Annotated in this window: 20 protein-coding genes; 16 read left to right on the top strand and 4 right to left on the bottom strand. The window is 43.2% G+C overall.

Translation table 11 applies throughout. The features are described from left to right. Positions 1-30 precede the first annotated feature (30 nt). The 8 genes from ACXHJ2_RS07265 (at position 31) to ACXHJ2_RS07300 (ending at position 10,516) form a co-directional block, all read left to right on the top strand. On the top strand, positions 31-906 hold the full coding sequence (locus tag ACXHJ2_RS07265) for an SDR family NAD(P)-dependent oxidoreductase (RefSeq protein WP_165079627.1): 876 nt from the start codon (positions 31-33) through the stop codon (positions 904-906). Between the two features lie 62 nt (positions 907-968). Further along, a complete protein-coding gene (locus tag ACXHJ2_RS07270; RefSeq protein WP_165079628.1) occupies positions 969-1,922 on the top strand; it encodes an acyltransferase domain-containing protein in 954 nt (317 codons plus the stop codon). A gap of 31 nt (positions 1,923-1,953) precedes the next feature. Beyond that, on the top strand, positions 1,954-4,308 hold the full coding sequence (fabD, locus tag ACXHJ2_RS07275; RefSeq protein ID WP_165079629.1) for an ACP S-malonyltransferase: 2,355 nt from the start codon (positions 1,954-1,956) through the stop codon (positions 4,306-4,308). A gap of 177 nt (positions 4,309-4,485) precedes the next feature. Beyond that, on the top strand, positions 4,486-6,255 hold the full coding sequence (gene aspS / locus ACXHJ2_RS07280; RefSeq protein WP_165079630.1) for an aspartate--tRNA ligase: 1,770 nt from the start codon (positions 4,486-4,488) through the stop codon (positions 6,253-6,255). A gap of 225 nt (positions 6,256-6,480) precedes the next feature. Further along, complete coding sequence (locus tag ACXHJ2_RS07285; protein ID WP_040103373.1) at positions 6,481-7,143, top strand: S-layer homology domain-containing protein; 663 nt, start codon at positions 6,481-6,483, stop codon at positions 7,141-7,143. 258 nt (positions 7,144-7,401) lie between these two features. Next, positions 7,402-8,070, top strand: a complete 669-nt coding sequence (locus ACXHJ2_RS07290) for a uracil-DNA glycosylase (RefSeq protein ID WP_013371926.1) — start codon at positions 7,402-7,404, stop codon at positions 8,068-8,070. A gap of 16 nt (positions 8,071-8,086) precedes the next feature. Further along, positions 8,087-8,509: a YolD-like family protein gene (locus ACXHJ2_RS07295; RefSeq protein ID WP_013371925.1), complete on the top strand. Its 423-nt coding sequence runs from the start codon at positions 8,087-8,089 to the stop codon at positions 8,507-8,509. Between the two features lie 120 nt (positions 8,510-8,629). Then, the gene (locus tag ACXHJ2_RS07300) at positions 8,630-10,516 is read left to right on the top strand and encodes an Ig-like domain-containing protein (RefSeq protein ID WP_129549586.1); all 1,887 of its coding nucleotides are present in this window, start codon (positions 8,630-8,632) and stop codon (positions 10,514-10,516) included. A 72-nt stretch (positions 10,517-10,588) separates the two neighbouring features. Here the strand turns inward: ACXHJ2_RS07300 and ACXHJ2_RS07305 are convergent, their stop codons facing one another. Both ACXHJ2_RS07305 and ACXHJ2_RS07310 read right to left on the bottom strand, forming a co-directional pair. After that, positions 10,589-10,891, bottom strand: a complete 303-nt coding sequence (locus ACXHJ2_RS07305) for a hypothetical protein (RefSeq protein ID WP_013371923.1) — start codon at positions 10,889-10,891, stop codon at positions 10,589-10,591. 385 nt (positions 10,892-11,276) lie between these two features. Beyond that, a complete protein-coding gene (locus tag ACXHJ2_RS07310) occupies positions 11,277-11,471 on the bottom strand; it encodes a hypothetical protein (protein WP_013371921.1) in 195 nt (64 codons plus the stop codon). Between the two features lie 141 nt (positions 11,472-11,612). Here ACXHJ2_RS07310 and ACXHJ2_RS07315 point away from each other — a divergent pair, with 141 nt between their 5' ends. Beyond that, complete coding sequence (locus tag ACXHJ2_RS07315) at positions 11,613-12,050, top strand: NucA/NucB deoxyribonuclease domain-containing protein (RefSeq protein ID WP_165079631.1); 438 nt, start codon at positions 11,613-11,615, stop codon at positions 12,048-12,050. On the opposite strand, the gene ACXHJ2_RS07320 is transcribed toward ACXHJ2_RS07315, so the two are convergent. Continuing rightward, on the bottom strand, positions 12,043-12,219 hold the full coding sequence (locus ACXHJ2_RS07320; protein WP_013371919.1) for a hypothetical protein: 177 nt from the start codon (positions 12,217-12,219) through the stop codon (positions 12,043-12,045). The genes ACXHJ2_RS07315 and ACXHJ2_RS07320 overlap by 8 nt on opposite strands. 114 nt (positions 12,220-12,333) lie before the next feature. Here ACXHJ2_RS07320 and ACXHJ2_RS07325 point away from each other — a divergent pair, with 114 nt between their 5' ends. The 7 genes from ACXHJ2_RS07325 to ACXHJ2_RS07355 all read left to right on the top strand — a co-directional run bounded on the left by ACXHJ2_RS07325 (position 12,334) and on the right by ACXHJ2_RS07355 (position 22,808). After that, a complete protein-coding gene (locus tag ACXHJ2_RS07325; protein ID WP_058712101.1) occupies positions 12,334-14,154 on the top strand; it encodes a sensor histidine kinase in 1,821 nt (606 codons plus the stop codon). Continuing rightward, positions 14,129-15,754, top strand: coding sequence for a response regulator transcription factor (locus ACXHJ2_RS07330; protein WP_165079632.1), 1,626 nt, complete (start codon positions 14,129-14,131; stop codon positions 15,752-15,754). The genes ACXHJ2_RS07325 and ACXHJ2_RS07330 overlap by 26 nt, the downstream gene beginning before the upstream one ends. A gap of 120 nt (positions 15,755-15,874) precedes the next feature. Further along, positions 15,875-17,557, top strand: a complete 1,683-nt coding sequence (locus ACXHJ2_RS07335) for a type 2 periplasmic-binding domain-containing protein (protein ID WP_165079633.1) — start codon at positions 15,875-15,877, stop codon at positions 17,555-17,557. 187 nt (positions 17,558-17,744) lie between these two features. Continuing rightward, positions 17,745-18,635: an ABC transporter permease gene (locus ACXHJ2_RS07340; RefSeq protein WP_165079634.1), complete on the top strand. Its 891-nt coding sequence runs from the start codon at positions 17,745-17,747 to the stop codon at positions 18,633-18,635. A 27-nt stretch (positions 18,636-18,662) separates the two neighbouring features. Continuing rightward, complete coding sequence (locus ACXHJ2_RS07345) at positions 18,663-19,541, top strand: carbohydrate ABC transporter permease (RefSeq protein WP_013371914.1); 879 nt, start codon at positions 18,663-18,665, stop codon at positions 19,539-19,541. A 28-nt stretch (positions 19,542-19,569) separates the two neighbouring features. Next, on the top strand, positions 19,570-21,657 hold the full coding sequence (locus tag ACXHJ2_RS07350; RefSeq protein WP_165079635.1) for a beta-galactosidase: 2,088 nt from the start codon (positions 19,570-19,572) through the stop codon (positions 21,655-21,657). Positions 21,658-21,755: 98 nt separating this feature from the next. Beyond that, complete coding sequence (locus tag ACXHJ2_RS07355; protein WP_165079636.1) at positions 21,756-22,808, top strand: glycoside hydrolase family 53 protein; 1,053 nt, start codon at positions 21,756-21,758, stop codon at positions 22,806-22,808. Between the two features lie 90 nt (positions 22,809-22,898). On the opposite strand, the gene ACXHJ2_RS07360 is transcribed toward ACXHJ2_RS07355, so the two are convergent. Further along, the gene (locus tag ACXHJ2_RS07360) at positions 22,899-24,662 is read right to left on the bottom strand and encodes a methyl-accepting chemotaxis protein (protein ID WP_025678998.1); all 1,764 of its coding nucleotides are present in this window, start codon (positions 24,660-24,662) and stop codon (positions 22,899-22,901) included. Between the last annotated feature and the right edge of the window lie 307 nt (positions 24,663-24,969).

A 24,969-nucleotide genomic window follows, 5' to 3' on the forward strand; every position in this document is an offset into this window, starting at 1 on the left:
ACGAAAAATACGAATAATCCGGAGGTACAAATGAGGGAGTTCAAAGATAGGGTAGCTGTGATTACGGGAGCTGCCAGCGGAATTGGCCGAGCTATTGCAGACCGATGTGTCAAAGAAGGAATGAAGGTCGTTTTGGCGGATATTGAAGAGGGGGCTCTTCTAAGGACTGAACGAGAATTGAAAGCAATGGGTGCAGCTACCCTCTCCGTTGTGACCGATATTTCCAAAGAAGCTGATATTCGTTTATTAGCACAAAAAACAGTTCAGACCTTTGGCGCTGTGCATCTTTTGTTCAATAATGCAGGCGTGGATGCTGGCACAGGCCGCTTATTATGGGAGAATACTGTGGCAGATTGGCAGTGGGTAATCAACGTAAACATTTGGGGAATTCTGTTTGCCACCGAAATTTTTGTTCCTATTATGGTGAAACAAAAAACTCCATGCCATATTGTAAATACAGCATCTATTGCCGGTCTGCTGTCCGGTCCTGGAAATGGAATATACAGCGCGTCAAAGCATGCCGTTTTAAGCCTGTCTGAAACGTTATATCAGGAGCTCAGATTGATCGGTTCTAATGTGGGAGTGTCGGTTGTATGTCCGGGATTCGTTCGTACTCAAATCATGGATGCAGAGCGGAACCGCCCGACAGAGCTGCGTAAGCCAGATGGGAGCGGCAATCTTCCACCTGAAAGACAAGTTATTACCGAATTGGCTCGCAAGGCTGTCCAAAATGGAATACTTCCGGAGGATGTGGCCAATCAGATTTTTGAGGGCATCCGAAAAGGGCAGCTATATATCATCACAGAACCGAAATTCAAACCTGCAATCAGGCAGCATATGGAGAATGTTCTTAACGAAAGCAATCCTACGGCATCCCAAATGCAATTAGTGCGCAATTTGTTGTGAACTTTGAATGATAGAGGAACTGCTTAGGAGAGTCTGATCAATACGTTGTGGGGGTTACTCGGATGGACAGATCAGTGGTTTTTATGTTTTCAGGCCAGGGTTCGCAATACTACGGCATGGGAAAGGAATTATATATGTCCAACCCGGTTTTCCGAACATGGATGACCAGGTTGGATGAGATTCATACGGATATTACAGGCAGCTCTGTATTAAAAACGCTGTACGATGATACGCGTCGCAGGGGAGAAGAATTTGATACCCTGCTATATACTCACCCTGCAATTTTCATGGTTGAATATGCGCTCACACAGGTGTTATTGGAAAAGGGGATTTATCCTGATTATGTTTTAGGCTCTAGTCTGGGTGAGTCTGTATCTGTTGCTGTGGCTGACTGCATGAGCTATGAGGACACGCTTCAATGTATTATCAAGCAAGCACAGTTGGTGGAGGCCTATTGTCCGAAAGGGGGCATGCTGGCCGTCATTGGCAATCCCAGTCTGTACGACGAAGCACCCATATTGAATACCAACTCAGAACTGGCATCCATCAACTTTGACTCACATTTTGTCATTTCAGGCAGCTGCGAGGGTCTGACAGAGATTGAACATTATTTGAAAGCAAATGAAATGATCTATCAAAGGTTGCCAGTACATTATGCTTTTCATGCTTCCTTAATGGACCCTATTGCATTGGAATATACGGCGTTTTTAAAGCTCAAGACCCTAAGAAGCCCTAAAATAAATATGGTTTCATCTATGTACGGCGGGAAGACGACATGGCTTGACAACCGTTTTCTTTGGGACGTCACTAGGAAGCCTATCCAATTTCAGAGCGCTCTAAAGTGTCTGGGAGATAGTGACGGGGTTGTTTATATTGATCTCGGTCCCTCGGGCACGCTTGCTAATTTTGTAAAGTATAATTTTGGTCCCAAGAAAAAGGCAAGCGTTTATTCCATTCTCTCCCCTTTTCAACAAGACATAAAAAATTTGGATCGTCTGTTCGAAATATTTGACTAATATGCATCCATTACTAACAAGGAGGAAATCAATGATCGCATATCTGTTCCCTGGACAAGGAGCTCAAGTGAAAGGTATGGGCGAAGGACTGTTTGATGAATTTCCAGAATGGGTTGCCCAAGCGGATGCAGTTCTTGGTTATTCTATTCAGAAGCTGTGCCTTGAGGACCCTGCCAAGCAACTCGGACAAACGGATTTTACCCAGCCGGCGCTATTTGTCGTAAATGCCTTAAGTTACCTGAAAAAAATAAGAGAAACCGGAAGAAAACCCGACTATGTTGCAGGACATAGCTTGGGTGAATATAATGCTTTATTTGCCGCGGAAGCGTTTGACTTTGAAACCGGCTTGAAGCTGGTCAAAAAAAGAGGAGAGCTGATGGCTCGGGCTGCTGGCGGCGGAATGGCGGCAGTTTTAGGCTTGAAAGAAGAAGTGTTTCGGGAAGTAATGGAGAAAAATAAATTAGTAGAGCTCGATGTTGCCAACTATAATTCGCCCAGCCAGATTGTTATTTCAGGGCCAAAGGAACTGATTGAGCAGGCGAAACCAATTTTTGAGGATGCGGGAGCCAGAAATTATGTGGTTTTGAATGTAAGTGGAGCATTTCACTCCAGGTATATGGAAAGTGCGAGACAGAAGTTTGAGGCTTATGCGGCGTCATTCGAATTCTCAAACATCAAAATACCCGTTATTTCAAATGTCCATGCCAGACCCTACAAGCAGCTGGATTTAAGAAGCACGCTAATCAACCAGATTGTGAGCCCGGTCAAATGGTCGGAAAGTATACGCTATCTGATGGGTAAAAATGTAACCCAGTTTATTCAGATCGGGCCTGGAAATGTCGTGGCAGGATTGGTTAATGCCATACAACGAGAAGCAGAGCCATTGATCCTGACGGAGGTTGAAGACCGGAACGAGCAGGTACAGGAGGAGATGTCGAAGGATACGTTGAGAAATGATGAAGCGATATCCGAAAAGCGACAGGTTCCTATAACAAAACCCGATCATGACGTACGGGTAGCTGGCAAACAATTTACTGCAGAGTCTCTTGGTCATAGCGAATTCAAACAAGATTACGGAATTAAGTATGCGTATCTTATAGGCTCTATGTACAAGGGCATCTCTTCAAAAGAGATGGTCGTAAGAGCAGGAAAGGCAGGAATGATGGGATTTTTTGGAGCTGGGGGAGTGAAGATTGATGCTCTGGAGGAAACCATAAAGTATATTCAAAAGGAATTGAACCATGGCGAAGCCTATGGAATGAATCTTATTCATGTGCCAGACCACCCGGACATAGAAAATAACATCGTTGATTTGTACATAAAATACGGTGTTAGAAATATTGAAGCCTCTGCGTTTATGAGTATCACGCCTTCTTTGGTTAGGTACAGGCTAAAGGGACTGAGACGGAATGCAAAGGGAAACGTAACGCCACAGAACAGAATTATAGCGAAAGTATCCAGACCCGAGGTTGTTGAAGCCTTCCTGAGTCCTGCGCCTCAGAATATTATAAATAAGCTGCTGGCGGAAAATAGGATCAGCCGGGAAGAGGCGATGATGGGAATGGAAATTCCCATGGTCGATGATTTATGCGTCGAGGCTGATTCAGGTGGGCATACCGACCATGCAGTTGCATATGTATTGGTTCCGCTAATGCTTCAAATGAGGGATGAAGCGATTCGAAAGTATAAATACAATAAAAGCATAAGGGTAGGGGCAGCGGGGGGAATAGGGACTCCACAAGCTGCAGCGGCGGCGTTTATATTAGGTGCTGATTTTATCATGACGGGTTCTATCAATCAGTGTACCGTTGAAGCAGGGACGAGTGATGAAGTAAAAGATTTGCTCCAGCAATTAAACATTCAGGATACGGACTACGCTCCAGCAGGGGATATGTTTGAAATGGGGGCAAAAGTTCAGGTTATGAAAAAAGGAGTGTTTTTCCCGGCCAGGGCGAATAAATTATATGATCTTTACCGGAATTATAATTCCATAGATGAAATTGATAGAGAAACCAAACATTATATTGAAGAAAAATATTTTAAGAAGAGTATCGAACAAGTCTATGAAGATATTAAAGCTTATTACCCGGCTGAAATCATTGAAAAAGCTGAAAGAATCCCAAAACGTAAGATGGCCTTGATATTTAGATGGTACTTTACTTATTCTACTCGACTTGCCATTAATGGGGACAAAAACAACAGGGTCGATTATCAAGTACACTGCGGACCAGCCCTTGGTGCTTTTAATCAATGGGTTAAGGGGACAGTCCTTGAGGATTGGAAGAATAGACATGTTGACGATATAGGACAAAAAATAATGGTTGAGACTGCAGAACACCTGAATGAAAGATTTAAAGCTTTAACTGCTAGTCTACTTACAATCTAGTTGGATTCAAGCAATGGCGAGAAGCTACGAGAAGCTAATAGTGAAGTGCAGTACGTTCTAGCTGAATAAGCCCATGGCCGGATACATGCAGGATAGAGTGACAATCTCTGCAATCAGACCATGGGTTACATCATTAAAACCATTTAGATACTAGGGTAAAAGAAAGAGGGTGTTTTCGTGCATAGGTATAGAACTCATAACTGTGGAGAACTGGATCAAACGCATGTCGGGGAAATCGTGAGAATTGCAGGTTGGATTAAAAATATTCGTAACCTTGGCGGGATTGTTTTTATTGACCTTAGGGACCATTATGGGGTTACGCAAATCGTTGTCTCTGATTCTAATGAAGTAAAGGATTTTGTATCCAAGATCAGCAGGGAATCAACCATCTCTGTCATAGGAGCTGTATGTCACAGATCCGAAAGTACGATCAGTCCCCATATGAAAACCGGATATATTGAGGTCGTTGCCAAGGAGATAGAAGTGTTAGGAAAGGTCATGAATCCATTGCCTTTTGAAGTATCTTCAGCACATGAAGCTCGGGAAGATTTAAGATTAAAGTATCGTTTTCTGGATCTGCGCAATGAAAAACTGCATGATAATATTGTACTTCGTTCTAGAGTAATTCAAAGTATCCGAAAAAAGATGATTGATTTGGATTTTTTAGAGATTCAGACACCGATTCTGACAAGTTCATCTCCAGAGGGCGCCAGAGACTATTTAGTTCCTAGTAGAGTGCATCCAGGTCAATTTTATGCCTTGCCTCAGGCACCTCAGCAATTTAAACAACTATTAATGGTCTCCGGCTTTGATAAATATTTTCAAATTGCACCGTGCTTTAGAGATGAAGATGCAAGGGCAGACAGATCGCCTGGCGAGTTTTATCAGCTGGATTTGGAAATGGCATTTGCTACACAGGAAGATGTTTTTAATGTAGTTGAAAATATGCTGTATGAAGTTTTTTCCGAATTTACAAATTATAAAATTTCAAAGCCTTTTAGTAGAATTCCCTATCAAGAAGCCATGCTCAAATATGGGAGCGATAAACCTGACTTAAGAAATCCATTAATTATCCATGATGTTACAGAGCTTTTTACAGAGACTGATTTTAAAGTGTTTAAAAATAAAACGATAAGAGTTATTGCAACTCCTGGTTGTGGAGGGCAGCCAAGAAGCTTTTACGATGATATCGTGAACTTTGCTATGGAGGCTGGAGCGAAGGGCCTTTCATGGATTAAGTTCAATGATGATATGTCTCTCAGCGGCTCAATTGCAAAATTTATTCCGGAGAAGGTAAAAAACGAATTAATGAATGTAACGCAAGCTGGTCCGGGATATGCACTGTTTTTTGCTGCCGATGAGCTTAAAAATGTCGAAAAAATAGCTGGTGCTGTCCGAAATCAATTAGGCAAACGGCTGGATTTATTGGAAAAGGATACGTTTAAGTTTTGCTGGATTGTTGATTTCCCCATGTTTGAATTGGATCCTGATACCCATAAAATAGAGTTCAGTCATAACCCGTTTTCGATGCCGCAAGGTGGTATGGATGCGCTGCTGAATATGAATCCTCTGGATATCCTGGCGTACCAATATGATATTGTATGTAATGGGATTGAGCTGTCCTCGGGTGCTGTCCGTAACCACGATACAGAGATTATGGTAAAAGCTTTTGAGATCGCGGGTTATACATATGAAGAGATCAAGAGTAGATTTCCTGCACTCTTTAATGCTTTTCAATTTGGGCCACCTCCTCACGCAGGTATAGCACCTGGAATTGATAGGATTGTGATGATCCTTGCAAATGAATCGAATATTCGAGAGGTTATTGCTTTTCCGATGAATAGCAAAGCACAGGACGTATTAATGGGAGCTCCTTCGGAGGTTACTGACAAACAATTGAGAGATGTTCATATCAAATTGGCAAATGCTCAGCCACAAACAGAATAAACGGATTTAACAAGGTACTGCAAGCAAGGCTGAATCCAGCACGCAATTAAATCCGATGGAGTGAGCTAAAAACTCTCCCTGCTAGAAGCAGAGGAGAGTTTTTTTATTTAGCTTAGATCGTTCACTTTAGGTTAGTAGCGTCTGCTGCAACCTTTCTAGCTTGAACCACGTCAAGAAGTTGTTAATGGCCAAGCGGCCTAATTCAACTACAAGGTGGAACTTAACATGCGCATGAGAAAAAATGCAATCGCAGCCCTTACGACTGTAGCTCTGCTGTCCTTCTCGATTGGAGGTCATTTGTCTGCGGCAGATAGTCAATTCAGGGATTTGGACCATGTAAACGGCAAAGAAAAAATCATCTCCCTTAAAGAGCGGGGATTGCTTAAAGGTGTCTCAGACATGCAGTTTCTCCCCTCATCTAAAGTGACCGCTGCCCAAGGCATTCAGTTGATTTCGGGTGGACTTCAGCTCAGTTTGGCTGCCATTGATTTGAACCAGGCGCCACAGGCGAGTGGATTGTTTACCCAGGTTAAAGATACCGCATGGTACGCTGAAGCTTTTATTAACGCGTATTATAATGGCGTAGACATTCCAAAAGGTACCAATCCTGCCAAAGCTCTGACCAAGGAAGAGTTCACCCACATGTTGATTCAGGGCATGGAAAAAGCAGGCGCTCTTCCCATGATTAAAATCGCACCTGCAAATATTGCGGATGACAGCGAACTGGAGCCTTCTTACCAAGGTAGCATTCAACGCTCGCTAGTGTACAAGGTCAATGTCCTGGATGGGAAGGGAAATTTTCATCCCAAAAGTGCGATTACACGTGCCGAGGCTGCTGTTATGTTATACAATGCATTGGAATACCTGAATGCTCATCCAAAGTCGTAACCAATACAGCAACAAAGCGCTTTTCTTCTGAGGAATTTAAGCTTTCAGTTACTTGACATCAATACCGTGAATGCTATAATAAGGAAATCGAATTTAGACCCCGCGGTAGTTGACTATCGTAAGAATACTTTTCTGGTCCTTCGGCATAGAACACAAGTAACGAATAAATAAGCTGGCTCCGGATGAGGGGTCAGCTTTATTTGTTTGGACAAAAGTTTACAGCTTTCACAGATTTACATATTGAGAGGAGACAGCGGTATGTTTGGGAATGACTGGGATGATGTACTACGAGAAGAGGTCGAAAAGCCTTACTTTAATGAATTAAGGTATACGTTAGCTCGAGAGTACAAGTTACATAAGGTATATCCTCCAAAAGAAGACTTGTTTTCAGCACTCAAATTAACGCCATATCATCTGACCAAAGCGGTTATATTGGGACAGGACCCATATCATGGAGAGGGACAAGCTCACGGCTTGAGCTTTTCTGTTAGACCTGGTGTGCGTACACCGCCGTCTCTACAAAATATATATAAGGAGTTACGCGATGATGTCGGCACTCCCATTCCGAATCAGGGATACCTCGTTCCTTGGGCTGAGCAAGGTGTGCTGCTGCTGAACAACGTGTTGACCGTGCGTGAAGGACAACCGCAATCTCATCAGGGAATAGGTTGGGAACGTTTCACGGATGCTGTCATTGAAGCGATTAATGAACGTGAACAGCCGGTAGTGTTCATTTTGTGGGGGAGTCATGCTCAGAAAAAGGCCAGCTTCGTGAATACCAGCAAGCATTTGGTGCTGAAATCTGTCCATCCGAGTCCATTGGCGGCTCACAGAGGTTTTTTTGGCAGCAAGCCTTTTTCACGTACCAATGCATTTTTGCAGGAGCATGGAATGGAACCGATTCAGTGGGAGATTCCTAACCGCTAGCACGGGAGGTGAGGACATGCGTCAATGGAAGGGACGTCAGGTCATTTTATATCACGGCAACAACGGTCATACCCAGAAGGTGCGCGGCACACTTGAAAAATGGGATGATATACGAAAATGCGTTATTTTGGGCCCGAAAATGCTGGCTATTCCTTTTGAAAATATTACGCATATTACCATGCTTCCTCCGGGACGTGAGCGTAAAAGCCGCCATCCAGCTAGGCTGAACACTTTCGGTTATGTAATGAACGTTCCGTTACAGTTTGATAATGCCATTCATTTTCAGTCAGCGGTGACGATTTGGAGAGATGATCAACTGATTGCTTACAATGTAAAGCTGGTTAGTCACTCGGCAGACCATGTGACTCTTGAGGATGGACAAACCTTATCCAAGGAAGAGCATTTATTTGTAGTGAGGTCACTGCGTGGAGAACTTTAACTGTAATAATTCACCTTTTTTTGATGAAGGGTTCAATTTAGTTAGCTGCTTACCGATAAAAGATATTGGGATTGTTAATAATATCCTGTTTTATAGAATGAAACCAAGGGAGAGAAACGAATGGAGCGTATGAAACGTATGAGCAAACGGAGTACCTTCTTACTTGCTTTGCTGATGTTTGTATTCGCAGCATGGCCAGCAGGTTTGATCCGGGCTGAGGAGAAAACGACCTCAACAGTACAGTGGGACAGTCAAAATCCGACCACAGTTAATCTGGGTGGAAGCCCCGCTCAATTAAAAGTGTGGTCTGTGACGCAGACTGGTAAAACGGATGTAACCGAAAGAGCTGAATGGATCTCCGGAGATTCAAGTATTTTAAAGGTAGAAAAGGGACTCATTACTCCAGTGTCCAAAGGGCAGATTAAGATTGTTGCCACATATGATCAGAAAACAGTAAGTACGACGATTACGGTAAAATCGCCTTACAGCAAGCTGCAATTCAATCCGACGGGTCCTCTCAATCTGACCATTGGCGGAGAATCGAAGCAACTGACTGCTCAAGGTGTGCTTAGCGGAGGCGGCACGGAAAATGTGTCTGGCGTGGAATGGACATCTACGAATGAAGCTGTTGCTACCGTAGAAAATGGACTTGTACGTCCTCTTGCCAAAGGCGTGACTTACATTAAAGCCACCAAAGATGGACTTAATGCACAATTGATCGTGTATGTGCGTTCTTCATCCCAGGCATTGGTACTGAGTGCATCTGGCTCCAAATCGGTCTATCTGGGTAGCTCCCCGTTTCAGGTTACTGCAACCGATGTGAATCTGACTGGCGGTAAAACAGATGTGACCAACACGGCAGAATGGACTTCCTCTAATTCATTGGTTGCTACGGTGGAGCAAGGTAAAATCACACCGATGGATGTAGGGAATTCGACGATTACAGCCTCCTATCATGGTTTGAGTAAGACTCTGAAGATTAATGTACTTCCAACTGTTGAAAAACTGGTCTCAAGCAAAGCCAGTCTGACTCTCGAAACTGGAAGCAAAACTTCTCTTCCGAGTATATCTGCTTATTTGGTCAATGGAGCCAAAAAAGCAGTTCAATCCGATGTAAAATGGAGCTTAAGCAGTGAGAGTGCAGTCAAGATTGCAAATGGTAAGCTGGTTGCAGTAAACCCAGGTAGTGCAACATTGACAGCGACAGTAGGTGCGCTCAAGCTGGATATTCCAGTGACCGTACAATATAAAGTTCTCAAGCTGACGGCTTCTGAGAAAAAGTATGTATTGGTTGCAGGCCAAGAAACAAGTATTCCGACCGTAAAAGCACACATGGCTGGTGGTGGAGTACTGGATGTTACCAACCAGGTAAGCTGGGTAGCTACAACAGCCGCAGTTACAGTAGGAAATGGAAAAGTAAAAGCGGTGAGTGGTGGCAACTCGGGAATCAAGGCAATGTATATGAATAAATACGTGAAAGTGCCTGTCATTGTAGAGGGAGCCATTTCTACATTGACACCAAGCTTTTCGAATGCTGAGATGAATTTGAAGGGAAGTAAGTCCATCAAAGTCGTCGGCAATTATACAGATGGTAAAAAAGTTACCCTGAGCAGTAAAGTGAAATGGACAACATCAAATGCTTCTGTAGTGGTCGTAAAAGGGTCTTCCATTAAAGCTGTTGGAATTGGAACAGCAACCATTACGGGTACGTACCAGGATAAGTCGTTTAACGTGGAGATTAAGGTTACACCTAAGTTGCTTAAGCTGGTATTGAGCAATAAAAACCTGAAGCTGCCTAAAGGCTCGTCTCAAGTGCTTAGCGTGAGTGCCGTTTATGATTCAGGCGCGACTGCAAATGTGACCAATTCAGCGGTATGGACATCCTCCAAACCGTCGATCGTACAGGTTACAGCTGGTCAGGTGAAGGCATTGGATAGCGGAAGCTCCAGTATTAAAGTAGTCTATGGTGGTAAGAAGGTAACGACATCTGCCAAAGTTTTAAAATAGTCAACGCACATTACCACACCTCGCGTATGTCAAATAAACCCCCGGTCCAAAGACCGGGGGTTTATTTTTAGCTTATTCTACGCCATCCTGATAATGATTTTTCCAGTGCTTATCGCCTTTATGTGCGAAATCTTCAACTGTTTTCTCCAGCGTAGCTACCAGTTGGGCTTTAATCTCAGCAATTGTGTCGCGAAATAATCTTTCTTCCGTACCATTGATTTTTTCACCATATAAAGCTTGAGCGGCTACAAATTGACGATGTTGTTCTACAAAACTGTCGATCGAATGCAGTGCATGCTCCACGTATTGTGAAATGCTATGATGCTCGTTAGGCAGTTGTAATTTTAATTCCTTAACTCTGTTTAATAATGCCATGATGATCACCTCGTGCGTTTTGTTATGTCAATAATTATACATGATTTTCGGAAAAGTTTCATTAAATTTCGATTAAATTGTGACTTTTATTATGTCATGATTGCATTTTCATTGGTGATCAGGCATAATTTCGGAATTTTGCGCTTTTCCCTTGGTATCATGATTTAAAAATTTGAAATATATGATACAAAGACAATGTAAGAGCGAGCTGCGACAGCTGTCTTTCTGACATGTTATAATGGGGAAAAAGCCCAGTCGGAAAGGTTGTCAGTATGGTATGAAGCTTTTTAAAGGTTTATTTTGGGGAATTCTGATCAGTCTTCTCCTGTGGTGCGCCTTGTTTGGGCTTGTCCGCTGGATGACTCATTAAGTGCCTTCCTGTATCTTATACAATAACTCTTGCGACTGTATCCACGTCATTAACGGAAATCGTATATACGTGTTCGTCATCGTAGAGCTTGAATTGCTGAGTTTCTTGGTCAGATAGGAGCTTAGGCCAGCCAATTACGGTATTTCCATTCAGTAACCGGATTACAACAGCTTGCATTTGGCTCACGGCCAGTTGGATCTCATCGTTCATTCGTACAACCTCCTCTCTATACTATTTGTCGTCGGATATTTAATCTTTTTTTATAGTCGGTAAGGGGTTACAAAAAATAAAATCTGGGGATTGCCTTAGCTGAAGGTCATTTACTGGAATAGCTTGAAAGGAAGAGGGAAATTGAAGAGAAAGTTACTAAGTTTTATAGCCTTAGTGCTGCTAGCTGTGGGCGCGTACTGGGTTGAAGGAGACAATCTTTTTACAAAAATAACAGGAGAAAACCCGCCTTCATCAGCTCAGGTAACGCTGCAATTTCCGTCAGGTCGTTATCCTGAAACGGCGCAGCATATTAAGGAAGCCATTCAAGCGGGAAAATCACCAGTATGCACAATTGACCGGGAAGGAGCCGAGCAAAATCGTAAGCATTCGCTTGCGGGTGTTCCTACTCGTAAAGGGTTTGATCGTGATGAATGGCCGATGGCTATGTGCTCAGAAGGGGGAAAGGGTGCAAATGTCAAATACATAGCTCCTAAGGATAACCGTGGGGCAGGATCATGGGTCAGTCACCAGTTAGATCAGTATGAGGATGGAACTCGTGTAAAATTCGTTATTAAATAGTTTTTGATTTCGTGTTTTTACCTTTTAGCTCCTTAGATGTTTCCTGTTTGGCTTTAATCAGCGCCAGAAAATCAAAAAAATCACCTAGTGTATTGAAGCCGGCAGCTAAAATGGCCAGGTCTTCAGCAGATAGTTGGTCTAACCATTCCATTTGCTTAGCGTCAAACATATTATCACCGCCAACCCTTAATAATGTATAGTATGTAGTGGCGGCAACGAAGGTCAGGGCTCTGGCATACCTTTTAAGTATGCCTGTTTTTTGTGCAGAGGATGTGTGAAACTCATGTTTAAATTTAATTTTTATACTAAAATCGTGTCCATCGTTATCGTATTGCTGATACCTGTGCTGCTTCTGTATGTCTACTCTAATCAGACAACGACAGGTGTATTACGTGAGGAACTGAATCAATCCAATTATAATCAGCTAACTTTTTTTCAAAACCAGGTGAATACGAATATTGAAATGATTTCTTCCTGGCCGCACCTGCTGATTCATGATCCTGATGTTGCCAGTTTCCAAGCGATTTTTTTAAAGGACAAGACTCTCAATCTGGATGGAATTAACCTGGTCAAGCGGATTCAAACCAAGCTTGGGCTTCAGGAAAGCTCTTCTAACTGGAGAACAGGGCTGAGTATATATTCCCCTTCACTTGGACGAGTTGTATCGGAAAATGGAGCCAGTTATTATGATCAGAAGGTATTAAATCAATCGATTACAAACGGCTGGCAGGTATCTAAGAAAAGAGTGTACGGTAAGGATCAATTTATATTTTCATTGTATACCTTATCCCCGTTTTCCTCTCTAGCTAATCCGGAAACCGCTAACACGATTATTAAAGTGGAATTCGATAGCAGCAATATTCAGGACATGCTTGACCGCTTTAAAGGCGATGGACGAAAGGAGCCTTTTTATTATAAAAAAGGCGTAGGAGTGATTTATAATCGCTCTGCAAATGCAGAATTGTCAAGCCAGCTGATTGCGAAACTGGAGAAATTGGGATTACATGAAGTTGATAATTTGACCGTGAAAATTGGAGAAGAGAGTTACCTTGTTCACGCCGTTCTTTCGCAAACGACAGGCTGGTATTTGATTGACTACATGCCTTTGTCCGATATGATGTCTCCGATTTACTCATCTAACCGACTATTTTATATAACCGTTGTTGGCTCACTACTGGTAGGCATCATTGGTGCTTATCTCCTTCACTCACAGGTACAAGTCCCGATTCTCCAGCTTGTGCGGGCATTTCGGAGATTAAAGGATGGAGACTACGCTGTTCGTTTGAGTCCTAAGGGGAGTCACGAGTTTGCATTTCTGTCACGTCAATTCAACCTGATGGTCGAACAGATTCAGGAGCTGTTTGAGAAAGTTTACGTTGAGAAGCTGCATGTGAAGGAAGCGCGTCTAAAGCAGCTCCAGTCTCAAATCAATCCCCATTTTTTTTATAATTGTTTTTCCTTTATTACGAGTATGGCAAAGTTGCGCAATCATGAGGCAGTCGTGGCCATGGCTCATAATTTATCCAAATATTATCGCTATACGACAAGACAGGAAAGAGATTTGGTTCCTTTATCAGATGAAGTCGAGTTTGTGCAATATTATTTGAAAATTCAGCAGATGCGTATGCCACGGTTAACGTTCACTATTGATATTTCTTCACAGGCCAATCCTCTGCTGGTTCCACCGCTTGTGTTGCAACCCCTGGTGGAAAATGCGGTGTTGCACGGAATAGAACCTCAGGCGGAGGAGGGGATCATCCGTATTATGACTGAGTGTGTCGGCTCATCCATGTACTTGATTGTAGATGATAACGGGCTCGGTTTGAGTGATGAAGGTATAACGTCCCTTACATTAGCACTAGAGAAACCTGTAGAAGAAAAAAGTGGTTATGGTTTATGGAATGTGCACCAACGAATGCGGTTACATTTTGGTGAAAACGCGGGCTTGGAATTCTCGTTGTCTCCGTTGGGAGGATTGAGAGTGATTTTAAAATGGCCACTGTCAATTGAAGAAGGGCAGGAAGACGGTTTGATCCATTCTTCGTCAAATTCAAGAAATAGTAAATTGGAGGATACTGATGGTTCAGATATTACTAGTGGATGATGAAAGCTATGTTACTGAAAGCCTGGCGGCTACTATACCGTGGGAGATGTTGGGAATCGAGAAGGTTCATCAAGCAGCTTCTGCCTTGGCAGCAATAGATGTGCTGGAAGCATACGACATTGATATTCTGGTTACGGATATTCGTATGCCCGGCATGACGGGATTGGAGTTGATTGTTGAAGTAAACGAGCGTTGGCCGCATATCCGTAGTTTATTACTGACAGGCTATGCTGATTTTGAATACGCTAAAAAAGCGCTCCAGCTTAAGGCTTTTGATTACATTTTAAAGCCGGTGGATGATGAAGAGTTTATCAAATGTGTGTCAGCTGCCATGGATTCGCTAAAGGAAGAATGGGAAGCATTCGACAAGGTTCATCAATTACAATACAGTCGCAGGAACGATTACGGTGTGCTGCGCACTCATTTGATGCACGATTTGTTACTCGGGCGTGATTTAACTTTACAAAAAATAAAGGACAAAATGTCCGAGTATGAAATCAAGCTACGCACAGAACATCCTGCCAGTATGCTGCTTATTCAGCTGGGCAAGCAATTTTCTGACATGGATTATCACTCAGTGTCCTTAATTGAGTATGCGATTGGGAATATTGCAGAAGAAGTGTTCGCTCCTGATTTTCATGTTTGGCATTGCAAAGCGCCACATGATTGCCTAATCGTATTAATAGAAGGGAATTGGGATTTGTTTCCTAAACGGACTCTGGATGAGCAGAATCATTTTTTGCGTGCAGCGATTGAAACCTTTCGAAAAAATGTGAGCAATTACTTGAAAGGGGAAATTTACGTCACATTAACCAATTGGTTTCATTTCCCGGATGAGCTGCCTAAGCTATATCAGACAGCGATCAGATCCTTATATTGGAACCAACAGGAGGAGACGAATCCACTCCTATTCATAGAAGAGCAGACAGAACAGTCACACAACTCAGTGAAGTCGCTGGAGGGGCTTTATACGCACCCTACGCTTACTCATCTGCTAGAGTCCAGGCAATGGGAAGAGGCCGAAGCAAAAGTAAGCCGTGTATTTGGCAAAATGGAAGAGGCGGGATATACACGCGAGCATTTATATGAACTGTTTATTTCGGTAACGAGCGCCTTTATGTATACAGCTCACAAACAAGGACGTTTCATTACACAGATGGACCAAGTAGGCTTTGATCCGTTACATGCGCAGAAATTGGTTCATTCGTTCCCACACCTCAAAGAGTGGATATTTTCCATGATGAACAAGCTTAAAGCCGAGTGGTCTGCAAGCGAGCAAAGCGCCAAAAGCTATGTGGTCAAGCAGGTCCAGGAGCTGATCGCCCAGGATAAAGGGCAGGAGCTGTCTGTTAAGACGATTGCCGACCAAGTTTATCTTCATCCCGTCTATTTATCTAAAATCTATAAAGCTGAAACTGGAGAAGGCCTGGGAGATTATATTATCCGAATGAGAATGGAACGGGCTCTTTATTTGCTCAAATATTCCAACAAAAAAATATATGAAATAACCACTGAACTCGGCTATCAGAATCCCCAATATTTCAGCAAGATGTTCAAAAAGCATTATGGAATGACTCCGCATGAATTTCGGGACCAGTAAAGACAAATGAGTAAAGATCAGTTGAGAAAGGTGCAGAAATATTTATTTTGTGACATAGGCTGCTAAGAAAAGCCCTCTTATAATAAAAGAGTAGAAAATGATTTTTAGAGGGGGAACAAGATGCGAGTTCATTCGAAAAAAAAGCTATTGTCGTTGCTCGCCGCAACTATGGTATTAGGGGTTGGCCTTGTGGGCTGCTCAGGTGCAGGAAATGATGGGAATGCGGACAGCACAGCTAAAACTGAAAACGTATACAAAGAAAAATACAACCCAGAAGTTACAATATCCACGGTATGGGGTGTAGATCCCGCCTTAAAATTTAAAAATGGCGAATCTATCGAAAATAACGTTGCGACAAAATGGGCCAAAGAGAAATTTGGTATTAATGTAAAATCACTCTGGTCTGTCACGGATACAAATGGTGCTTTTGCGACCAAGCTGCGGTTGGCGATGTCCTCCGGTCAGGAGATGCCTGATGTCGTTGTACTGGGGACAGAGAATGAGCAGCTGGCCCAGGATATGATCGATTCCGGTATGTTCGCTGAAGTGGGCCCGTTGTTCGATAAATATGCTTCGAATTCTTGGAAGCAGGCCATGAGTCAGGATACGAACGTATGGAATCAGTATAGCCGAGATGGTAAAAAAATGGGTATCCCTGTGCTTGATTTCGCTTATAACCATGATTATGTATTGTGGGTACGACAAGATTGGTTGGATAAGCTGGGGATGAAGGCTCCGGAGACGATAGATGATCTGGAAAAAGTGATGGATGCCTTTAAAAACAAAAATCCAGACGGACTGGCTCCGGACAAAGTGACCCCGCTCAGCATCGGTTTCAAAACATCCATGAACACATGGATGGGTGACCCATCCTGGATTTTCGGAGCTTATGGCACACTACCCCAACAGTGGAACAAAGGTGCAAACGGTAGCTTGGAATATGGCTCTGTTCAGCCTGGCATGAAGCCGGGTCTGCAAAAGCTGAGCGAGTGGCTCAAAAAAGGATATATTCCTCAGGAAGCAGCATTGTGGGATGAAAATAAAACGGCAGAACCTACAGTTGCAGGGACAGCCGGGATGATTCCAGGACCATATTGGATGAGCGGTTGGCCGCTCCAGGATACGGTTAAAAATGCGCCGAGTGCTGTATGGAAGCCGATCAAGATTCCAGCGGGACCTGACAACAAAGCTATGCGCCATGGAACGCAGTACACCAATGGTGTCGTACTCATCAACAAACAAATGCAGCATCCTGAAGCTTTCTTCACGTATCAAAATTACTTGTTTGACCATTATGCAAATGCCAAACCGGACGGTGACTTGTCGAATGGGCTGTTTAAGGGCTACGATTATGATTTAGATGCCAATGGAAAGCTGATGTCTATTGATAAAATACCAGGCGGTTATGTAAACTCTATTCGTTATTTGCTGGTTCGTGATGGTGCACGTATCCCTGATGCCCAAATGAAGGCTTTGTTAAGCTTGGCTGACGGTGCAGAACCGAAAACCAGACTGGAGAAAGATGTAATGGTGAATTACGGGAAAGACACTCCCGCAGCGGCCAAAGTGCTTATGGAACAAAAGGATATCTCTATGAAAGATCAGTTCACAGGACCAACTACGCCAACCATGAAGGCTAAAAAAGATTACCTGGATAAGATTGAAAGCCAGACCTTCAATGAAATTATTTATGGCAAACAGCCGATTTCTGCTTTTGATACCTTTGTACAGACGTGGAAAGCCGCTGGTGGCGAACAAATTACAAATGAAGTAAACGAATGGTATAAGAGCGTAGAAAAGTAAAAGTTGTCGATGTTGTGAAACAAATTAGGAGGGCTGTCCCAAGGTGGACAGCCTTTTTACTTAAGCTTCACACGGATTAATTAAAATGATTGCTTTTGTGCCATGTATGTTGGTTTTTTGAACTGTTGGGACTGCGAAAACGCTTTTATAATTAAGGTATACCATGAGAGTTACAGGAGGAACTGCAATGAGAAGTCTGCAACGTACGTGGCCATTTCATATCATGCTGCTGCCATCCATCATTTTCCTAATTGTATTCAGCTACATTCCGATGGGCGGCATCGTGATGGCCTTTCAAAATTACAAGCCTTGGCTAGGCATAACTGGTTCCGAATGGGTTGGACTTGATAATTTCCGCTTTTTGTTTCAACGGGAGGACAGTCTTCAGGTCGTATGGAACACGCTGATTATTGCTGTGTTAAAGATGTTTTTCAATCTGTTGGTTCCGTTTGTTTTTGCTATACTGCTGAATGAAATTCGCAAGGTCGGACTTCAGCGCTCCATTCAGACATTGGTGTATCTGCCACATTTTCTGTCATGGGTTATCTTGGGCGGAATTCTGATTGATCTGTTGGCTACTGATGGATTTATGAACCGGATTCTTGGAAGTATAGGAATCCAGCCTATCTTCTTTCTGGGAGATAACAACTGGTTTCGTTTTACCGTCATTGTATCTGACATATGGAAAGAGTTTGGCTACAATACCATCGTATTCCTCGCTGCACTGGCGGGTATCAATCCTTCGTTGTATGAGGCTTCTGAAATGGATGGAGCGAGCCGATGGAGACAGACACTGCACATTACTGTACCTTCATTGATTCCGATGGTGGTCGTTGTTGGGACGCTCGCCCTTGGTAATGTTCTGAATGCCGGTTTTGACCAGATTTTCAACCTTTATAATCCGTTGGTATACCAAAAAGGCGATATTATTGACACATTCGTCTATCGGACAGCATTGATCAATGGGGAGATGGGCTTTGCTACCGCCATTGGGTTGTTCAAATCCGTTATCAGTATGATTCTCATTCTGATATCTTATCGGCTTGCTTACAAATGGGCAGGTTACCGCATATTCTGATTCCACGAGGCTGAAAGAGGGAGAGTCATGTATCATAAAACAACGCCATACCGCATTTTCAATGTGTTCAATATTTGCTTACTAGTGATTTTGTCTATCATGTGTATCGTTCCATTGATTCATGTGTTGGCAGTATCATTTAGTGCTAAATCAGCAGCAGATGCCAATCTGGTTGGACTGTGGCCAGTGCAGTTTTCATTAGAAGCCTATAAGAAGACGATGAATAACCCGATTTTTCTCCACTCCATCTGGATTTCTGTCTGTCGGACTGTATTGGGAACCGGCTTGACGCTACTTATTACCTTTTTAGCTGCTTATCCGCTTTCGAAGGAAACAACGGTGTTCCGCAGTCGCAACATTTATTCATGGCTGTTTGTATTTAGTATGATTTTTAACGGTGGTCTGGTTCCATTCTATATGGTTATTCAAAAGATCCATCTTATGGACAGCTTCTGGGTACTTGTTTTGCCAGGAGCGGTCAATACATTTCTGGTCATTCTTATGCTGAACTTTTTTAGAGGAATTCCCAAAGAGATGGAAGAGGCCGCATTGATCGACGGAGCAGGGCATTTTCGGACATTGTTTAGTATTTTCTTACCAATATCCATGCCTTCCATTGCAACGATTGCGCTGTTCAGTATGGTATTTCATTGGAACTCATGGTTTGACGGTCTGCTCTATTTGAGCAATGCAAAGGATTATCCGCTGGCGACGTTCCTGCAAACTGTAATTATACAGAAGGACATGAGTTCCATGAGCATGAGTCCCAAAGAGATGGAATTACTGTCACAAACGACGGTCAATGCAGCACAAATTTTCATTGGTGCAGCGCCTATTCTTGTTGTATATCCTTTTTTACAAAAGTATTTTGTTAAAGGTATGACACTAGGTTCCGTCAAAGAGTAATAGAACTAATACAAGGAGATGATTTGTAATGACCTATTCAAACATAACCAAGTACCCACCCATTAGTGAGCGAGTTCCACGTATGCTGCATGGAGCGGACTATAACCCGGAGCAATGGCAGCAATATCCCGAGGTATTAGCGGAGGATATCCGCTTGATGAAACTAGCCAAATGTAACGTGATGTCTGTCGGCATTTTCTCATGGGTTTCATTAGAGCCTGAGGAGGGCGTATTTACGTTTGAATGGCTGGATCGTATTCTGGATTCGTTTGCTGAAAACGGAATTTATGCGTTTTTGGCTACTCCTAGCGGAGCAAGACCAGCCTGGATGTCGCAAAAATATCCCGAGGTGCTGCGAGTGGGGGCTAACCGTGTCCGTAACTTACATGGGTTTAGACACAACCACTGTTATACGTCGCCTGTCTACCGGGAAAAAGTACGTATCATGAATACGAAGCTGGCTGAGCGTTATGCTAATCATCCTGCTGTTATTGGCTGGCACATTTCCAATGAATTTGGTGGAGACTGCCACTGTGATCATTGTCAGGAGGCATTTCGCGCTTGGGTGCAGGATAAATATGGTACGTTAGATAATCTTAATCATGCATGGTGGACGACATTTTGGAGTCATACAGTTACGGACTGGAGCCAAGTTGAATCTCCGGCACCTCATGGTGAAACGCAGGTTCATGCCATGAATTTGGACTGGAGACGATTTGTAACCGAACAGACCGCAGATTTTATCAAACATGAGATTGTGCCGCTCAAGGCTACGAATCCGGACATTCCAGTCACAACCAATTTAATGGAGTTTTTTGAAGGATTGAATTACTGGAAGTTTGCTGATCTGCTCGATGTTATATCCTGGGACAGTTATCCGACGTGGCATGACCGTGAAGGGGATGACAGCCGTCAGGCTGCGAGAGTGGCTATGATGCACGATATTATTCGCTCCATTAAAGGTGGGAAACCCTGGATGCTCATGGAAAGTACGCCAAGCTTAACGAACTGGCAAGACGTTAGCAAGCTGAAGCGACCAGGTATGCATCTGCTATCGTCTTTACAGGCTGTGGCGCACGGTTCAGACACCGTTCAATATTTTCAGTGGCGGAAAAGCCGCGGTTCAAGTGAAAAGCTGCATGGTGCAGTCGTCGATCATGTCGGACACGAGCATACTCGGGTATTCGGGGATGTGACAGATGTCGGTCATGCACTGGAAAAACTGGAAGAGGTTATCGGTACATCCGTACCGGCTGAGGCCGCAGTCATTTTTGACTGGGAGAACCGTTGGGGAATCAACGATTCACAGGGACCGCGGAACAAAGGCGTGAAATATGAGGAGACAGCTGAAGCACATTATTTGGCATTGTGGGAGCAGGGAGTGCCAGTAGATGTCATTCATATGGATGCAGATTTCTCCAAATATAAGCTTTTGGTAGCTCCAATGTTGTATATGGTTCGCAGCGGTGTAGGAGAGCGCATACAGAAGTTTGTTGAAAACGGGGGCATATTCGTAGCAACCTATTGGTCCGGCATCGTGGATGAACATGATTTATGCTTTCTTGGAGGCTTTCCAGGACCGCTTCGTAAGACGCTGGGGATCTGGTCGGAAGAGATTGATGGATTGCATGATCATGATCGTAATTACATTATACCGGTTGAAGGCAATGAGCTGGATCTACAAGGGGAATATGAAGCTGTAGAATTGTGTGATCTCATTCATACGGAGGGTGCAGAGGTACTGGCTGAGTACGGAGCAGACTTTTATGCAGGCCGTCCGGCTTTGACGGTGAACCGTTTGGGACAGGGAAAAGCTTATTACATCGCTTCACGCAACACTGGACTATTCCATAGTCATTTTTACAAAAGTTTAATTGATGATGCAGGTCTCAGTAAAGCACTCGATGTGCAGTTGCCACATGGGGTGAATACAGCGATTCGTACTGATGGAGTTCATGACTATATTTTTGTAATGAATTTTACGCATGAGCCGCAAAAGATTACACTGGATGGACGAACTTATTCGGATCTGCTTGAAAATGATGTGATAGCAGATAGCAGCGTTCAACTGGGTGCCTATGCTGTTAAGGTTTTAAAGGCAGAGCGCAATAAATAGAACACGTTATACATGTGATCGCCGTCGTTTCCCGAGTGAGGGAGCAAGTGGATTGGCCAGAGGCAATGTGAGTATATAATTTAGATAGGGGATGACTTATGAAAACAGGTAAACGTACTATGGTATTTGCGATGTTGATCTTGTTATCCAGCTTTTTGTACCCATTGGGCTCTGTGGGAGTGGGTGCGGCTTCGGCCGCCCCTGCTTTCGCCAAAGGAGCAGATATAAGCTGGGTCGCAGGGATGGAAGCCCAAGGTATGACCTGGAAGGATAAAAAAGGGGTTCGCCGGGACGTTCTGCAAATTTTACGGGACGATTATCAGATCAATTCGGTTCGTATTCGCGTCTGGGTAAATCCTGACATGAAGGATTATGCAAGCGGATACATGAATGCTGAGAAGGCGGCAGAACTTGCGCAGCGAGCCCAAAAGTTAGGCATGAGCGTTATGCTGACCCTGCATTATAGCGATTCCTGGGCTGATCCAGGCCAGCAGAATAAGCCTTACGCATGGCGCAATTTTACATTTACACAACTTATGGATGCGGTCTGGTCCCATACTGTCTATGTAATGAACACGATGAAGAGCAAGGGTGTGACACCGGATTGGGTGCAAATCGGCAATGAGACGAACAATGGAATGCTCTGGGATGATGGCAAAGCTTCTGTGAATATGAAAAACTATGCGTGGCTCGTCAATACAGGGAATAACGCTGTTAAATCCGTAAGCAGCAGTACCAAGACAATCGTGCATTTAGCTAATGGGGATAACAGTTCCGTTTTAAACTGGAACATTGGTGGACTGATTGAAAACGGAGCTCAGTTCGACCTTATTGGCCTGTCTCTATATCCGTCTTCCTCTGACTGGCAGGGTATGGTGGATCAGACGATTACCAATGCCAATAGTCTCATTGCAAAATATGGTAAAGGCATTGTCATCAGTGAAATCGGAATGGAATATAATGAACCTGCTGCTTCCAAGGCATTTATTTCTGCAATCAAAACGAAGGTTCGGAGTATCGGAGGCGGTAAAGGCGTCGGCGTATTTTATTGGGAGCCGGCTGCAACCCCAGGTTATAATCAAGGTTATAACAAAGGTGCTTGGCAGGCTGACGGCAAGCCGACCTCAGCGTTGGAAGGCTTTCTAAACTAAAGAAGTGTGTAAAATATCAAAGAACCTCTAATGTGCATTCTATGCAGACTAGAGGTTCTTTATTGTTATGAGGATTGGATAGTTATAGTTTTAGACTTCACGGTTTACTTTGAAGAATGAAATGAGCTCTTCTAGCTCCCCGGACATTGATGTAAGCTTGTCCGAAGCTTGGACAATTGAAGCCATAGACTCGGTTTGTTCCCCAATGGTTTGTTCAATTTGTTTGCTGCTGTTGACTGTTTTGCTAACTGTGGAAGACAACTCGTCCGAGGTAGCTGACATTTCCTGCGTGCTGGCCGAGATTTGCTCAGTTGCACTGGATACCTCCTGGATTTGTGATGACACTTTATTGGACGCTTCTAAAATTTCAGAGAACATTTCGCCTGTCTGCTTCGTAACTTCCAGTCCGACCTGAACTTCTTTTGTACCCAGGCTAATGCCTTTTACAGTTTGTTCAATCTCTTTTTGAATTTCTTCAATAAGCTCTGCAATTTGTTTGGCGGACTCTTGAGATTGTTCAGCCAAATTACGCACTTCTCCCGCTACGACTGCAAAACCCTTGCCTTCTTCACCCACTCTGGCAGCTTCGATCGAAGCGTTGAGAGCAAGCAGATTCGTTTGGCTGGCAATGCCGGTAATGATGCTTACAATATTACTGATTTCGTTAGAACGGTTCTGCAGTGCATTAACCGAATCAACTGTACTGCCCATTGTAGTGGAGATAGAGTCCATTTGAGTGGATAGCTTTTGGGCTACCTGATTGCCTTCAACGGAGCGTTTTTCCATGGAATAAGCTTGATCCGCTACAGAAGAGGAGCTTTCAGCAATGGTTTGGATCACTGTAGACATTTCATTCATAGCCCTGGAGCTTTCAAGTGCTGCGTGATCCTGAGCTTCAAGTCCCTGAGTTATTTCCCGAATATTGCTGTTAATGATGTTTGTATTCGTACTATTTTTCTCGCTAATGCTTAACAATTCCTGAGCTGATCCTGTTACTTCTTGCGTCGTATCCTGTACTTTCACCATCGTATCGTTAAGGCGCTTGATCATTGAATTAAATTTTTGATTGATAATACCAAGATCGTCTAGGCCTGTCTTGATTTTTACATTCAGATTACCCTCGCTGACTTCTTCAATCCCCTTCATCAAGGAACGAATCGGGGAGAGCGTGCGTTTTACCAGCAAGTATTGAATTGTCAAGAAGATAGCAAGAAACAGAATGAGCAGTGAAACACCATATACAAGCAACTTATGAAGACCCGTAGGTACAGAGCTCGCATCTACGTCAAAGTAAATTGCACTTGTGACTTTACCGCTTGCATCTGTAATCGGATAAACAATAGTAGTCCATGTGCCATATTCGTCCGTATAAAAGCTGCTCAATGCTGATTCATTGGATTGAAGCATTTTATTTACGGCGTCTGCATTTTCGTCAGGCAACGTGTACATATCCCCAATATTCATCTTCGAGTTTTGGAAAGCTTGAACCAAATTAGTGGGAACGCCAATAATGGAGGTTTGATTTCCTTCTTTTAGTTCTGTCCCAAATATGTAAGCTTGGGCGACATTAGGATAAAATGTGTGAATGGAATCTAGAAATTTGCGTATTTCTTGTTGAGCAGAACCGTTATAATCTTTTTCGCTTAATGCTTGTTGTACTTTTGTTTTGTCAACATCTTCTGCCCATTTTTTGGTCAACACTTTTACCTGATCTTGCAGCTGCGTGGTGAGAATGTTCTTTTGAAGTATATAGCTAGATGTGATAAGAATAGCACCTATTAATACGATGTTAAGAAAAGATATTAATAGATTTTTACCAAAAAAGGACATAGTGCTCCACTTCAAGTTTTTCACAAGTTTCTTCTCCTTTAAATTTTAATTTAATGCTACAGTACAGCTATCCCTTATATATTTCGTCAATTTCCTTTATAAATGTTAGCGAATTATTACAATTGGGATATACTTACTGATGGATAGTGAAAATAATGATAAGAACCAACAAAAGGTATGGAAGCTTACCAAAAATAAAAAGAGGCAACCCACATGGAATAAATGTAGGTTGCCGCTTGCTAGCAAAACGGGATATCATACTGGTTTTCAGCTCAAATATGACTAAATCACTTTATTGTTTGGACAATATTTAAAAAATAAGATAAATGAG

The organism is Paenibacillus sp. ALE3 (assembly GCF_054113405.1).